Origin of the sequence: Aquimarina sp. I32.4 (assembly GCF_002924285.1) — a bacterium.
Taxonomy (GTDB): domain Bacteria; phylum Bacteroidota; class Bacteroidia; order Flavobacteriales; family Flavobacteriaceae; genus Aquimarina.
The window spans coordinates 34852-50465 of the sequence record NZ_PGUB01000026.1 but is presented as its reverse complement, the minus strand read 5'-3'; the positions used below and the strand labels follow the sequence as shown (position 1 = coordinate 50465).

At 33.5% G+C, this 15614-nt stretch carries 13 protein-coding genes; 6 read left to right on the top strand and 7 right to left on the bottom strand.

Annotation, left to right across the window (positions count from 1 at the left end; translation table 11 throughout):
- Window positions 1-143 precede the first annotated feature (143 nt).
- Window positions 144-578 (top strand): transposase, encoded by a 435-nt coding sequence (locus tag CVD18_RS08045; RefSeq protein WP_103864929.1) that lies wholly within the window; start codon window positions 144-146, stop codon window positions 576-578.
- 8 nt (window positions 579-586) lie between these two features.
- On the opposite strand, the gene CVD18_RS08040 is transcribed toward CVD18_RS08045, so the two are convergent.
- From CVD18_RS08040 to CVD18_RS08020, 5 genes are all read right to left on the bottom strand, one after another.
- Complete coding sequence (locus CVD18_RS08040; RefSeq protein WP_103864928.1) at window positions 587-1240, bottom strand: HAD family hydrolase; 654 nt, start codon at window positions 1238-1240, stop codon at window positions 587-589.
- 24 nt (window positions 1241-1264) lie between these two features.
- Window positions 1265-3670 (bottom strand): TonB-dependent siderophore receptor, encoded by a 2406-nt coding sequence (locus CVD18_RS08035; protein WP_103864927.1) that lies wholly within the window; start codon window positions 3668-3670, stop codon window positions 1265-1267.
- Window positions 3671-3674: 4 nt separating this feature from the next.
- A complete protein-coding gene (gene recO / locus CVD18_RS08030; protein ID WP_103864926.1) occupies window positions 3675-4394 on the bottom strand; it encodes a DNA repair protein RecO in 720 nt (239 codons plus the stop codon).
- 198 nt (window positions 4395-4592) lie between these two features.
- Entirely contained in the window at window positions 4593-5936 is a 1344-nt protein-coding gene (gene gdhA / locus CVD18_RS08025; protein ID WP_103864925.1) for an NADP-specific glutamate dehydrogenase, read from the bottom strand.
- A 102-nt stretch (window positions 5937-6038) separates the two neighbouring features.
- Window positions 6039-7178: a cystathionine gamma-synthase gene (locus tag CVD18_RS08020; RefSeq protein ID WP_103864924.1), complete on the bottom strand. Its 1140-nt coding sequence runs from the start codon at window positions 7176-7178 to the stop codon at window positions 6039-6041.
- 159 nt (window positions 7179-7337) lie between these two features.
- Here CVD18_RS08020 and CVD18_RS08015 point away from each other — a divergent pair, with 159 nt between their 5' ends.
- Window positions 7338-8072, top strand: a complete 735-nt coding sequence (locus CVD18_RS08015; RefSeq protein ID WP_233194506.1) for a DUF3298 and DUF4163 domain-containing protein — start codon at window positions 7338-7340, stop codon at window positions 8070-8072.
- Here the strand turns inward: CVD18_RS08015 and CVD18_RS08010 are convergent.
- Entirely contained in the window at window positions 8067-8522 is a 456-nt protein-coding gene (locus CVD18_RS08010; protein ID WP_103864922.1) for a DinB family protein, read from the bottom strand. The genes CVD18_RS08015 and CVD18_RS08010 overlap by 6 nt on opposite strands.
- Window positions 8523-8703: 181 nt before the next feature.
- Here CVD18_RS08010 and CVD18_RS08005 point away from each other — a divergent pair, with 181 nt between their 5' ends.
- A complete protein-coding gene (locus CVD18_RS08005) occupies window positions 8704-9051 on the top strand; it encodes an arsenate reductase family protein (protein ID WP_103864921.1) in 348 nt (115 codons plus the stop codon).
- A gap of 3 nt (window positions 9052-9054) precedes the next feature.
- Window positions 9055-9948, top strand: a complete 894-nt coding sequence (locus CVD18_RS08000) for a DMT family transporter (RefSeq protein WP_103864920.1) — start codon at window positions 9055-9057, stop codon at window positions 9946-9948.
- 38 nt (window positions 9949-9986) lie between these two features.
- Here CVD18_RS08000 and CVD18_RS07995 read toward each other — a convergent pair whose 3' ends face one another.
- Window positions 9987-10463, bottom strand: coding sequence for a thioesterase family protein (locus CVD18_RS07995; RefSeq protein ID WP_103864919.1), 477 nt, complete (start codon window positions 10461-10463; stop codon window positions 9987-9989).
- A 228-nt stretch (window positions 10464-10691) separates the two neighbouring features.
- Between CVD18_RS07995 and CVD18_RS07990 the strand changes: the two genes are divergently transcribed.
- Window positions 10692-11660, top strand: coding sequence for a YheT family hydrolase (locus tag CVD18_RS07990; protein ID WP_103864918.1), 969 nt, complete (start codon window positions 10692-10694; stop codon window positions 11658-11660).
- Between the two features lie 640 nt (window positions 11661-12300).
- A complete protein-coding gene (locus tag CVD18_RS07985) occupies window positions 12301-15594 on the top strand; it encodes a GEVED domain-containing protein (RefSeq protein WP_233194505.1) in 3294 nt (1097 codons plus the stop codon).
- Window positions 15595-15614: the final 20 nt, after the last annotated feature.

Genomic DNA, 15614 nt, shown 5'->3' with positions numbered 1-15614 from the left:
ATCTGCAAGCTGCGGGCAATAGTTTTGACCCCTTTTCCTTGACTGTGCATTCTTAATAGTTGTTTTACTAAACTCATTGGAAAAATAATAAAAAAGTGGCTTGAGAAAATAGTCCCAAATTTATTAGGTAGTCCATTGTGAGTTTGGAATCCAAAGAGGCTGGGGATGACTATGACCCAAAAAAACATGGCAACAAGAAAAAGGTAGGATATTTAAAAATGAAGGTTGTTGAATCTTTAAAGAAGCAATGCATAACCGATACGGTAGAGAAAAACACAAAAATAGTATCTGACAAATCTACAAGTTATGTGGATTTAGAAAAGAACTTTGAAGTTGAGTCCAGAGTTATTCCAAAGAAAGATATTGTAAAAGTGTTGCCTTGGGTACATACCGCTATAAGCAATGCAAAACGATTATTCTTGGATCTGCACCATAGAATAGATGATGATTTTCTTCAGAACTATCTTAATGAATTCTGTTATAAATTCAACAGACGTTACGTTAATGAACTCTTTGAGTGGCTGATGATAGCAGCGGTGTCATATAGATGGAATTATCTTGGGAAACCTTACGGATAAGCGTAAAACTAAACTAACGAATCTTTAAATTCTATAAGATTAGAAAAACATTTCTCTGCACCGTTCTGTATAAGTTTTTCTCTATTCTTATCACCAATACCAACAAAATCAATAGATAAATTTTGAGCTGTTTTTAAATCCCAAACACCATCACCCACTGATATGACTCGATTAAAATTCTCTTTATTATAAAAAACTTTTGCTTTTTTTATTGCCTCTACCACAAAACCCTCTCTTGATTCATGTGTTTTTGAAGTTGCTAACAATTCTTCATCATACCATATCCCACATTGATCGAGTTTAATCATAGCAGGTTTTGGCAATGCTCCTGTGGCAAAACAAAAAGGAATATTATTAATTTTCAAAAACTGAATTAATGATTTTGCCCCTTCAATTTCTTTAATAGGGTCAAACGTCTTCATTTGATTTACCAAATCCAATTCAAAATCATCTAATAAATCATCTGGGAACGTTTTCTTGAAATTACGCTCATAGTTATACCTCAATGCATAACTATCTGTGTGATGCTTATAGTTATCGTAATCTGTATCTATATCAGAAATCCCCAAAGCAAAGAGTGATTGTGTCACAGAAAACAAATACATAGGCACACTGTCTGTAAGCGTACCATCTATATCAAATATGAATAATGTATTTTTCAATATTTTATCTTTTTCAGGATTATATTACAATGTATATTTAAGTGATAGAATAAAATTTCTTCCTGGCGCAGCAATACCTGAGGAGTATGAACGATACCTTTGATCTGTAATATTTTCTAATGTTACTATCCCTTTTAAGTTTTTGGTTACCTGATATTGGGTTCTCAAATTAAGGGTGTACCAAGAAGGTGAATATGGATTTCCGTTTTGATCAGCTGCATACAAAAAATCCTTGCTTTGCTCTGATGGAGAAAGGTCATCAAAATCTAATTTTCCATTATAAATCGCAAACGCATCTATAGTTAACTTAGGCAATGTATATGTAATATGAGTATTCCCAAATTGTGGTGACACATGTCTTGCTGGAGAGGAAACCCCATCATCTGATTCTTCTTTTCCTCCTACAAAGGTATATTTTGAAATTAGCTTCAGGTTATTAGAGAAATCATACTTTACCCCTGCCTCAAAACCATATATTCTAGCATTTGCTGCATTTTGAATAGCTTGCACATTACTTAATTCACCTCCAAATTCAATTTCAGTCACTCCATTTAAATTAAAATCTCGTCGAATCAATGCATCATCAAGATAGGTGTAATATGTTGCCATATCCAAAGATAAACTCTCACATAGATTTAATTTTACTCCAATTTCTCCATTGTAGGCATATTCTGATTTTATATCTGGATTAGGTACTACTACCGATCCAGGCTCTGAATCAAAAATTTTACCTACATCATCAATATTAGGAGCTCTAAAAGCTGTAGAGAAATTTAATTTCCACTGTATTCTATCATTAGGAAACCAACTTAAACCTGCAGTACCTGTCAATGCCTCTGTATCTATATTTGCTTCTGCAAACGGAAAATCAAAGAACTGATCATCAAATTCTGAGTATAAAATGATACGATTATATCTTAGTCCTCCTTGAAATCTAAGCTTTTCACTTATCTTATGTTTTAAACTGGTATACGCAGCTATAGATTGCCAAGTAGACCCATCTGGATACCTAGAAGGAGCGTCTTGGACATCACCAGTTTCTATATCTCTCTCTGATCCATCAGAATACACTTGATTCAACACATATTCTAATCCGTAATACACTGTTGTTTTCTCTCCAAATTTCTTTTCAAAGTCCCAATTAAACGAATACGCATCAACCTGTTCTTGTGTTCTTTCTAAAACAGTACTTTGAAAATTTCGATCATTTCTACTTTCTTCAAAATATTGATATGCTCCAGTAATTTTCATCTTATCATACAGCATACTTTTAGATTTTTGAGATACTTGCAAATTCCCCATAAACCATCGCTGTGGTCCATAAAACCATTCTGCAGATCTTAAATTTCCATTTCTTCGTCTTATCAAACGATCATAACGAGGGTAATCTGATGTTTCTGTATAAATAAGACTTGCTTTTATATCCCATTTTTCATTAGGCATAAAACGAGCCTTTTGCAATAAATTAATTTGATCATACCCCGTAAAAAGTTGTTTTTCAGGATCATTATTTTGTAGTACAAAATCTTCTCCATTTATAGTCTCAACATATTCATTTCTCAAATAATCATCGGGCCCATGACTTCCCATTTTTAAATCATCAAAATCTGTATAACTTACACTTGTCAAAAAAGCCCACTTCTCTAACCCAATATTAAAATCTATATGCCCTGTTTTTTCATCACTAGCACTTGCATATCGTACTAACGCGTTACCGCTTATTTTACTCTTGCCTTTAATAGCAAACTTAGGTTGAGAAGTATAAAAGTTCATCACACCACCTACTGCATCACTACCATACACCACAGATCCAGGCCCTAATATCACTTCTGTTCTATCTATTGTAAAAGGGTCTACAGATATCACATTTTGCACATTACCTCCTCTAAATATCGCCGTATTCATGCGCACTCCATCTACAGTTAGTAATAATCTATTTGTAGAAAATCCTCTTATAATAGGACTTCCTCCTCCTAATTGACTTTTTTGAACAAATACTTGCCCACTACTTTGTAAAAGATCTGCTGATGTTTGTGGCGCAGACAACTCTATTTCATTAGCAGTAATACTTACAATTTTTTGAGTAATATCTTTTTGTTCCTGCTCCCATTTTGACACAGAAATAACGACCTCAGAAAGTTGATTTTCATCAGCCTGTAAATACACTGCATTTGTTTTTAATATTTTGGATTTGAGGACATCTTTACCAATATGAGAAACATGAGTAAAGTAAAGAATTTCTATCTCAGAAAAGGCAGAAACATCAGCAACTCCTTCAAAATTAGTAATAACACTTTTGGATTTAATTTTATTGTAAATAGCGACATTAGGTATAGGCTTATTATTTGCCTCACTATACACTGTTATACTCTGAGCTTGACCCGACAGCATATAAAACATTCCAAATAAAGTAAAAATAAATAGCCTCATTATCTTAATTAAAAATTTCTTGTAAAACAGAAAGTGACTTCGGTTTCTTAAAACCGTGCAAATGTAACTCAAAATATACTAATAGCATAGCAAGAATATTAGCCCGTACGCCTTTGGACAACCCAATACCCATACTATCCTCAAAAGTTGTACCCAAAAACAATTTAAATTGCGTTACTTGATCCCCATTAACACAATACACATTACTACTAGTTGCCTGAAAAACTCCTTCTTGCATATTAAAATATGGTAATTCTAGCTGTGATACATCTGGGTAAAATCCTAAATACTGAGTAAGCTTGGTTAAAAATGTAATATGAAAATTGCCAATAGTATCATTAGTATCCAACCATAGTAAAGCCGTTTCTAAATACTCAAACAAACTTGTATTTGCTTCTTCTTCATGAATTGAATTCTTTAGCACTTCTGAAATAAAAAACACCAATGCACTTTTTATATAATCTGTATGCAAAGTAGTGTATACATTTTTTATTCTAGCCTCTTTAATTCTTTCTAAAGACCCTTTATCTTTATGAGCAGCCTGTACCTCTAATAAAGTAAGGGGCTGAAATAATGACGCTCTGATTTTTCCTCTTTTCGATTTTAAAACCCCTTTCAACAAATAAGATCGTAATCCACTGGTTTTTGTGAACAAGGAGACAATTAAGTCTGCTTCACTATAACGTATTGAGTGTATTACTATGGCTGAAGAATTGATAATCATTATCGAGTAAAAATAACCAAAAAAGCCGTTTTAGCTTATTTTCAAGAAGCTTTTAGGTTTTAAATAAGACATTTTTAACTATTACTTTTCTTCAAACACAAAAAAAGCACCTATATACTAAGTAATACCTAGATATAGTAAACACAAAACCTGTTTATGTATCCACACAAACAGGTTTTATACTTATATGTATTTTATTTATATCACACCTTGTGCTAACATAGCATCTGCTACTTTCACAAAACCTGCGATATTTGCTCCTTTTACATAGTCAACATATCCATTACCATCATTACCATACTCAAGACAAGAAGCATGGATTTCTTCCATGATTTGCTTTAGTTTTTCATCTACCTCTTTACGGGTCCAGTTATAACGCAATGAGTTTTGCGTCATTTCTAATCCTGAAGTGGCAACTCCTCCAGCATTTGATGCTTTACCAGGAGCAAAGAATATTTTTGCTTTATGAAAAGCTTCAATTGCTTCTGGGGTACTTGGCATATTAGCTCCTTCGCTTACACACACACATCCATTAGCTATCAACTTTTGAGCATCATCACCATGTAATTCATTCTGTGTAGCACATGGTAATGCTATATCACATTTTACTTCCCAAGGAGTTTCTCCTTTATGGAACTCTGCAGATGAATACTTATTTGCATATTCACTAATACGACCTCTTTTTACATTCTTAAGCTCCATCACAAAGGCAAGTTTATCTTCATCTATTCCATCTTTGTCATAAATGTATCCTGATGAATCTGATAAGGTCACTACTTTTCCTCCTAATTGTGTTGCTTTCTCAGCTGCAAATTGTGCAACATTTCCTGAACCAGAAATAGTAACAGTTTTTCCTTCAAAGGAATCTCCTTTGGTTTCTAGCATATTTTTTGCAAAATATACTGTACCATATCCTGTAGCTTCTGGACGGATTAATGATCCTCCCCAAGTAAGTCCTTTTCCAGTAAGTACTCCAGTAAACTCATTACGCAGTTTACGATACATACCAAATAGGAATCCTATTTCGCGTCCTCCTACTCCTATATCTCCAGCAGGAACGTCTGTATCTGGACCAATATGTCTAAAAAGCTCACTCATAAAACTATGGCAAAAACGCATAATTTCATCATCAGATTTTCCTTTCGGGTCAAAATCAGATCCACCTTTACCACCTCCCATAGGGAGTGTAGTTAAACTGTTTTTGAACACTTGTTCAAAAGCCAAAAACTTTAATATACTTATATTTACAGAAGGGTGAAAACGCAGCCCTCCTTTATAAGGTCCTATTGCAGAGTTCATCTGAATTCGGTATCCTCTATTCACATGAATTTCTCCTTTATCATCTACCCATGGCACACGAAACATAATAGCTCTCTCTGGCTCAACCATTCTTAAAAGAATGTTCTTACCGTTATAAATTTCATTTGAAGCTATGTACGGGATTACGGTTTCTGCTACTTCTTGTACTGCTTGTAAGAACTCAGGCTCATGAGCGTTACGAGCCTTTACTTCTTCCATAAATGCATCTATCTTTGCTTGCATATGTTAATTGAATTAATAAATTCTTATCTATAAGTTGAAATATTAGGTCAAATATATGATATTCCCAAAAAAACAAGTTTATTTTTTGAATATAATAACATTTTACCCTATTGCTTGTTCAAGATCTGCAATTAAATCGTCTACATCTTCAATCCCTACACTCAGTCTGATCAATGAATCAACTACTCCTGTTTTTTCTCTTTCTTCTTTTGGTATTGAAGCGTGTGTCATACTAGCAGGATGCCCTGCAAGACTTTCTACTCCTCCTAAAGATTCTGCCAACGTAAAGACTTTTAATTTCTCTACAATTTTAATTGCTTTATCATAATCACTTCCTTTGGTTACAAAAGAAATCATCCCTCCAAAGTCATCCATCTGTGCTGCAGCGACCTTATGATTAGGGTGATCTTCAAATCCAGGCCAGTATACTTTTTCAATTTTAGGATGATTCTTTAAGTATTTAGCAATTGCTTCACCATTTTCACAATGACGTTGCATTCGCACATGTAATGTCTTGATTCCTCTAAGCACTAAAAAACTATCTTGTGGGCCACAAACAGCACCACTTGCATTTTGAATAAAGTATAGTTTCTCTGCCAGTTTCTCATCTTTTACAACTAGTGCTCCCATAACGACATCACTATGTCCTCCCATATACTTAGTAGCACTATGCATTACTATATCGGCTCCCAAATCCAAAGGTCTCTGTAAATATGGTGTAGCAAATGTATTATCTACTGCTAACAATAAGTTATTTTTTTTAGAAATCTCTGCTACCGCCTTAATATCAATAATATTCATCATTGGGTTAGTTGGTGTTTCAACCCAAATTAATTTGGTCTTTTCTGTTACATATTGCTCCAAATTATCAGCATTCTCCATACCTATAAAATGGAATTTAATTCCAAAATCTTCAAAAATCTTGGTAAATAAACGATATGTACCTCCATATAAATCATTGGTAGAAATCACTTCATCGCCAGGTTTCAATAATTTAATTACAGCATCAATAGCAGCTAATCCAGACCCAAAAGCTAATCCAAATTTCCCGTTCTCTATACTGGCAAAAGAATCTTCTAATGCTTTTCTGGTTGGGTTATGTGTTCTACTATATTCAAATCCTTTATGCCCTCCTGGAGTAGTTTGTGCATAAGTAGATGTTTGATATATCGGAGGCATGACTGCACCATAAGCCGGATCATGTTTCTGTCCTCCGTGAATTGTTTTTGTGTTAAATTTCATCTAAATATTAGTTTTTGGCAAGAATAAATTAACTTGCTTTTTTTAATGTAAAAAACATAAACAAATGTATGATTAAATTCGTTCTAATCATATTTCAATGAATATCTTTAGTAGATGATTAACACAAAAACTAACAGCAAATCGAGAATCATTTTTTTATTGATAATTTCAATAGGATTATATGCTTGTAACAACAGAGAACCTTTTTCTATTGAAAAACAAAGTTTTACCACTGATATGATCATAGATTGCGAATCTGTAGATTGCGCTTCTATTGAAATTAATTTGCTGAATATTATTGGAGATGGTCCTGTAGCCAAAATGATCAATAAAGAAATTCAAAGTACCATTTATACGGGTCTGGGTATTGATAAAATCCCCACTAGTCTTTCTATAAAAGATATTGTACATCAATTCAACACCTCATATCAAAATATACGTAACGAATTTCCTGATGATAATATCCCGTACGAAGCCACTATAGATTGTGAACTAAATTACCAGAGCGATAATCTTATTTCTATACTTATTGACTCTTATGTATTTACTGGTGGCGCACATGGCAACGGCACTGTTTCTTACTTAAACGTCGATACTGAAAATGGTAAAAAACTATCAAATAGTGATTTATTAAAAGACCATAATCATTTCAAGCAATATGTTGAAAAAGTTTTCAGAGAACAACATAAAATCCCTGAAAACGAATCAATCAACAGTACTGGCTTCTTTTTTAAAGACGATACTTTCAGTTTACCAGAAACTATAGGATTTACCAATAACGAAGTAGTCCTTTACTACAATCAATATGAGATCAATTCGTATGCTGAAGGACCTATTGAATTAAGGTTGGATAAAAAAGAAGTTTCTTCTTTTTTTACCTACACTATTTTATAATAGTTTTCTTAAAGCCATTGCATATCCCAAATGGAGACCTTCATGATAATTATTAAAAGTCAATGCATTTTGAGCAGATGTTAACACAAAACCTGCACTAGTAGTATATTCATTATAAGTTTTGAAAATATCATCACTCAAATCTTTTTCTGTTTTATCCAGAGTGGTAAATAAAAGCTCCTTTATCTCTGCCACTTCTTCTACCGTAACATTTCGCTCTGGCTTGGTTCCTTTTTTGTATAAATCTACCATTTGATCGCTAACCATCATAGGTAATCCACTTAATTTATATACAAGAAGTTGTTGAGTTACTATAACATGTGCTATATTCCAAATCAAGTTATTTTTAAAACCTTCAGGAATCTTATTCAACTGTTCTAGTGAATAGTGATCCAACATTTTTTCTAATGCTTTTCTATTTACTCGGGCTATTATCAATGGGTCTTGCATAGTATATATCTGTTTATTTTATTGATTTTCAAAAGTCAGATAGAATTTGCTAATAATTACATGATTTACAATCAACATACATCACTGCAATTCATTTCATAATTTTTAGCCAAAAATATAAGATTTAATTGTAAAATGGATTTCCTTTGCGGTGATTTTGATACTTAAAATATAATTAGCTGTGAAAAAGATATACCATTTATCGACTTGTGATACTTGCAAACGTATTAGAACTGAATTAGAACTTTCTTCGGATTTTATTTTTCAAGACATCAAAACAGAGGCTATTACCGTGTCACAAATTGAAGAAATGCAAGATTTAGCTGGTAGTTACGAGGCTCTATTTAGTAAAAGAGCACGATTGTACAAAGAACGGGATCTTAAAAACAAATCCTTATCAGAGGACGATTACAAAAAATTAATTCTTGAACATTACACTTTTTTAAAACGCCCTGTTATCATAATTGAAGATCAAATTTTTATTGGTAATGCAAAAAAAACGGTAGAAGCTGCCAAACTAGCTAAATAATCAATGAGTAAAAGAACATTAGCTCTTATTGCTGCAAGTTTTGTAGCTGTTTTTTATGGAGCAAATTACACCATTGCCAAAGATGTAATGCCTCATTATGTGCAGCCTTTTGGTTTTATTGTAATACGAGTATTGGGCGCAGCACTATTATTTTGGGCTATTGGATTATTAGGGCCAAAGGAAAAAATAGCTCATAAAGATTTTGCAAGAATCGCTGTAGCAGCCTTATTTGGCGTAGGGATCAATATGCTTGCTTTTTTTGAAGGCCTAAACCTTACCACTCCTATTAGTGCCTCTGTACTTATGGTGACTACCCCTATTATTGTACTCATACTAGCTGTGATATTCCTGAAAGAAAAAATACGAATATTAAAAATAATAGGAGTATTGGTTGGACTTTCTGGAACATTACTTATCATTCTTTACGGTTCGGGAAGCTCGGGGACATCAGCAAATCCAATGCTAGGGAATTTTCTGGTTTTCATTAATGCTGCTTCTTATGCCTGTTATATCATTGTTGTAAAAAAGATTACTCAAAAATATCATCCCTTTACTTTTATGAAGTGGATGTACACCATTGGATTTATATTTGTTTTACCTTTTGGCTTTTCGCAACTGCTAGAGATACAAGTTGATTCAATCCCTCTTGATGGTTATCTAAAAATTGGCTATGTTATTCTTTTTGCTACATTCGGAACTTATGTTCTAAATATTTTTGCAATAAAAGAGCTCAAACCTACTACTGTTGCCGTCTTTATTTACCTACAACCTCTTTTGGCATCAACATTTGCCATTGCACTAGGCAAAGATGAGTTAGATATCATCAAAATAGGAGCAACCTTCTTGATTTTTGTTGGAGTATACCTAGTCACCAAAAAACCGAAAGCATTGTCCTAAACCAGAGACATATAATCAACTAATTATTACACTAAAAACTAGCTTAAATCTACTGGGGTTTTAGCAAATTTTCTAGTATCATCTTTGGTTAAGACCCTAAAATCATCAGGGTGTTCTATTTTTCTTAACAACTCATTCATTTCTTCAGGAAGTGCAATTAATTTTCGACTGTCTAAGTCTATCCATGCTCCCATCATTTCGCATCTCGCAAAATTCCTTCCTTTTTGATCGTAATAATTATGTCTGAATTCAAAAAATTTTCCATCTTCACTAAGTCCAGAAATTTCTAATGAGACCTGTATAGGCTTTCCATAAAACACTTCTTTAAAATAATAGATATGTTCATAAAACACAATAGGTCCAATATTAAATTTGGCTAACGACCTTTGGTCAAACCCGTTTTCTATCAAAAATGCCATTCTGGTATGTGCTGCAAATTCTATGTATGCTTTATTAGCAAGGTGGCGGTTTGCATCTATATCATTCCATCGAATTTCAAATTCTTTTACATGCATACTATATATTTTTTATAAGATTGCAAATTACAAAATAATTTATCTCATCAATATCCGTTATTTATATTTATATCCTACCTAGAAAATAGATTTTCAAGCCAAAAAGAAATTGATATAGGATTAACAAATCCTTTTATCCTGTTTTGATAAACTCTTAGGTCTTCTTATTTTTAACACAAAAGAGGCTTTTTGATAAGGAACATAACTAAATAAAAACACTTCACACTAATGCCAATAATAGAATCTAAGTATTCCCCTCCATTTTTATTTAGAAACGGGTATATCTCTACTATATATCCTAATATGATAAGAACAGTAAAAAATGTTTTTCAAAAAAGAGAACAAATATCTCTTGATGATGGAGATTTTATCGATCTGGATTGGAGTTCTAGCACTACTCCAAACTCAAAAAATGTAGCTGTAATTATCCATGGTCTTGAAGGTAACGGGCAACGACAATATGTATTGGGCCTAACAAAACACCTTAATAACAACGGGTGGGATTCTGTAGCCATGAATCTAAGAAATTGTAGTGGTGAAGTAAACCGCCTTTATAGATCGTATCATGCAGGTGTAAGTGAAGATTTGGATTATACCATTCAACATATTCTCAAAACATATTCTTATTCAAACATATCATTATGTGGGTTTAGTTTAGGAGGTAATATTATGCTAAAATACTTAGGAGAAAATCACGAGTCGGTAAAAGAAATAAAAAATGCAGTAGCTGTATCAGTACCATGTGATCTTTATAATTCATTATTAGAAATCAACAAACCATCTAATTATATTTATCAGCGACGGTTTATCAATCTTCTCAAAGCTAAACTGTATCAACGTCAAATTTTGTTTCCTAAAAAGTTAAGTATATCAGATATCAATAACTGTAAGTCTCTCATCGATATCGATAATTTATATACCAGTAAAGCACATGGCTATCAAAACGCTATGGATTATTATTCCAAATGCAGTAGCAAACAATTTATAAAACATATACAGACGCCCACACTTATTCTCAATACCAAAAATGATTCTTTTTTAGGAGATCGTTGTTACCCAATTGAAGAATCTAATTCTAATAAAAAAGTGTTTTTAGAAATTCCAGATTATGGAGGTCATGTAGGGTTTTATCTACCGAATAATATTTATTATAATGAGCTACGCACTTTGGAGTTTTTTAAAAATATAACTCTCTAATAGTTTACAGGTTTAGAATAAGAAAAAAGTAAAAATATTATGCATACACTGTAATTTTTTGAATTTATTATAAAAAATACAACTTTTTATTAAGATTAATCTATATATTGCTCATAATAATATCTTCACACACTATATTGTTCATCATTTTTTATGTAGTACTCTGTAATTATTAGAACATCAATTATATCAAATTAAATATATAAGCACTTCAGTTTTGTGTGCCTTATCGGTAATTATATTTAGGGAAAATAATTGGATTGATTTATCAATTCGAATGTGTTGGGGGACACAATAGCCTTATAATTACTGAACTCCCTTTCTAATCGATGAAAGGGAGTTTTTTATTTTTCAAAAAGTCCTTTTTTACGCCTCAAACACTACCTGTAGCGAGATTCAAAAGATTCACAAATAACACATATTCAAAATATTACGCCTTTAAAATAAGTAAGTTACGGCAAAACATTATATCAGTTTTTTCTTACAAAACTACTCTTAATGCTTTGTTAATGTTTTATAAGGCGAATTCTTTTCCTTTTATCGAAAAAACTTTTTTTACTAACAATAATTCAAGAATTTTAACCTTTTACTTGTAATTTTTTAAGAAAAAAACTCAAATACAAACACAAAACTAACAAAAATGAAAAAACGTTACCAAAAACCCATTCTTATGGATTTTAAAAATCGACTACACTCAAAACTCAACATTTTTGCAATTGCTACAGCATTATTTTTTTCGGGAGGACTTTTTGCACAAACACCCCAGCAAAAGCAATTAATTGCACAAAAAAGTAACTTATCAAAATTGAATGAGTTACGAATAGAGTCTGCTCAAAAAGCAACGTTACAAAAACAAGAAGCACTACAAGCAGCAATACTAAATGGATGGCAAGTCAAAATTTCAAATACTAATGGAAGTTTTTCTGAGCTTCAAAAATTAGCAGAAGATGGAAGCCCTATTTATTATACGACCTTTAATGTAGCTGCGGCAAAATCAACCAGAGCTGACCACCTTCATTCTGGTGGATCTTTAGGTCTTAACCTTGATGGTCAAAATATGACTGCTTATGTTTGGGATGGTGGAGCTACAAGAACCACACATCAAGAGTTTGATGGTGCTGGCGGTAGTAATAGAGTAATCATTAATGATGGTGTAACCACTCTAAACGGAAATAGTTTTCATGCACAACACGTGACAGGAACTATTGTTGCCTCTGGAGTACAAGCCAATGCAAAAGGAATGGCTCCTCAAGCAAAAGCAAGAACAAATGACTGGACCAATGATGCTTCTGAAGCAACAACGGCTGCATCAAATGGTATGTTACTTTCAAACCATTCTTATGGTTTTAGAGGAGATCTAGTACCTGACCAGTATTTTGGTGCGTATATTGATGAATCTAGAACTTGGGACCAAATTATGCATAACGCCCCATATTATCTTATGGTTGTTGCCGCTGGTAATGATGGTAACAAAGATAATTATAACGGACAACCTCTTGATGGAAATTCTCAATACGATAAACTAACAGGGCATTCTACATCAAAAAATAATCTTGTTGTTGCCAATGCAAACGATGCCAATGTCAATGCTAATGGAGATTTAATCTCTGTAAGCATTAATAGCAGTAGTAGTGAAGGTCCTACTGATGATTATAGAATTAAGCCTGATATTACGGGTAATGGTACTCAAGTATACTCTACTTATGACAATAGTGATACTGCATATAACAGTATTACTGGTACATCAATGGCATCACCTAATGTAACAGGTAGTCTTTTATTGCTACAACAACATTACAACAACATTAAAGGGAACTTCATGAAAGCTGCTACCCTAAAAGGATTAGCTTTACATACAGCTAGTGATATTGGTCCTTCAGGTCCAGATGCTGTACATGGCTGGGGGCTTCTGAATGCAAAAAAAGCTGCAGAAGCAATTTCTAATGCTGGAAATTCTTCTAAGATTGAAGAGCTAACTTTGACTAGTGGTCAGAGCTATACTATAACTGTAGATTCGGACGGAACTAATCCTTTGGTTGCTTCTATTTCTTGGACAGATGTACCAGGAACAGCTGTAACTGCGACAAATTCTAATACTCCTGTTCTAGTAAATGATCTTGACATAAGAGTATCTAAAGGAGCTACAACACATAGCCCATATAAATTAACAAGTATTACTACAAATGCAACAGGTGACAACACTGTTGACCCTTATGAAAGAGTTGATGTAAATAATGCTTCAGGAACATATACAATAACTGTAACCAACAAAGGTACTCTAAACGGAGGAAGCCAAAACTTCTCTCTTATAGTTACTGGAGCATCAGGAACTCCTGTAGTATGCTCAGCGACCGTACCTACAGGAGTATCTTCTTCTGCTGTTGGTTCTGATACTGCTACCATTGGATGGACTACTGTACCTGCAGCTTCTTATGACCTGAGATATAGACAAACTGGAACGACAACATGGACTACCGTAGCTGCAACAACTTCTTCTCATGTAATTAACGGATTGTCTCCTACAACATCTTATGAAGCACAGGTAAGAAGTAAATGTAGTGATGGCACAACTTCTAACTATAGTGCTTCAACTAACTTTACTACAACCGATGTACAGCTAAACTACTGTAACTCGAATGGACAAAACACTTCTGACGAATACATCAGTAATGTAAAATTAGGAACTATAAATAAAACATCTGGTGCTGGAACTGGAGGGTATAGTGATTTTACCGCAGAATCTACAACACTTGCAAGTTCTAATACGATTACCATTACTCCTACTTGGAGTGGAACAACCTACAATGAAGGGTATAGTGTATGGATTGATTATAACCAAGATGGAGATTTTGCTGACCCAGGTGAGCAAGTATGGTCTAAAGCTCCCTCTAAAACAACTCCTGTAAGCGGAACTTTTACCGTGCCTGCAACTGCAAAAACAGGAAATACCAGAATGAGAGTAGCTATGAAATATAATGCAGTACCTAATCCTTGTGAAGCTTTTCAATATGGAGAAGTAGAAGATTATACCGTAATCATTGGTGGATCTGGAGGAGATACTCAAGCTCCTTCTGCTCCAACAGCATTGGCTGCTGCTAATATTACTGATTCTTCTCTTTCTCTATCATGGAATGCCGCTACCGATAATGTAGGGGTTACTGGATATGATGTATATCAAGGTAACACTATTGCTACATCAGTAACTACAACATCAGCTAACATAACAGGTTTAACAGCGAATACAACGTATCAGTTTAGTGTTAAAGCAAAAGATGCCGCAGGAAACCAATCTGCAGCTAGCAATACTATTAGCGCAACTACAACTGGGGTGCCTTCTACATATGAGGTAAAACTCAGAATTACTTTTGATAATTACCCACAAGAAACAAGCTGGGAAATTAAAAATGCTAGTAATCAAGTAGTACATTCTGGCGGAACTTATGGATCGCAGCCTGATGGATCAACTTTGAACATTACTAAAACACTCGATGCTGGATGTTATACCCTAGTATTCAAAGATTCTTTTGGTGATGGGATTTGCTGCTCTTATGGAAATGGATCTTATGAACTGACCAATGTAGCTTCTGGAACCGTATTAGCTTCTGGAGGAAACTTTACCTCTCAAGATATTTCTAACTTCTGTGTAGGTAGTACTCCTGCTAATAATGCACTTTACAATAATCTTAGCTCAACAAAAGTTATTAGCAAATCAGATTTTGCTATTTACCCTAATCCTGCAAAAGATTTTATAACTATTCTAGTTAATAATACTGATATCTCTACTTATACTATTGTCAACCATATCGGACAAACTGTAAGAAAAGGTAATACATCAGAAAGCAGAATAGAATTAAATGATCTACCTGCTGGAATGTATTTTGTATCAGTTACATCAAAAGATAAAACTGTTACCAAAAAAATCATCAAGCAATAAAATTCAATAATTAAAAGGCT

Coding starts and splice junctions, on each gene's coding strand:
- CVD18_RS08035 (WP_103864927.1), bottom strand. CDS start 3,670: ATGAGGCTATTTATTTTTACTTTATTTGGAATGTTTTATATGCTGTCG.
- recO (WP_103864926.1), bottom strand. CDS start 4,394: ATGATTATCAATTCTTCAGCCATAGTAATACACTCAATACGTTATAGT.
- gdhA (WP_103864925.1), bottom strand. CDS start 5,936: ATGCAAGCAAAGATAGATGCATTTATGGAAGAAGTAAAGGCTCGTAAC.
- CVD18_RS08020 (WP_103864924.1), bottom strand. CDS start 7,178: ATGAAATTTAACACAAAAACAATTCACGGAGGACAGAAACATGATCCG.
- CVD18_RS08010 (WP_103864922.1), bottom strand. CDS start 8,522: ATGCAAGACCCATTGATAATAGCCCGAGTAAATAGAAAAGCATTAGAA.
- CVD18_RS08000 (WP_103864920.1), top strand. CDS start 9,055: ATGAGTAAAAGAACATTAGCTCTTATTGCTGCAAGTTTTGTAGCTGTT.
- CVD18_RS07995 (WP_103864919.1), bottom strand. CDS start 10,463: ATGCATGTAAAAGAATTTGAAATTCGATGGAATGATATAGATGCAAAC.
- CVD18_RS07990 (WP_103864918.1), top strand. CDS start 10,692: ATGCCAATAATAGAATCTAAGTATTCCCCTCCATTTTTATTTAGAAAC.
- CVD18_RS07985 (WP_233194505.1), top strand. CDS start 12,301: ATGAAAAAACGTTACCAAAAACCCATTCTTATGGATTTTAAAAATCGA.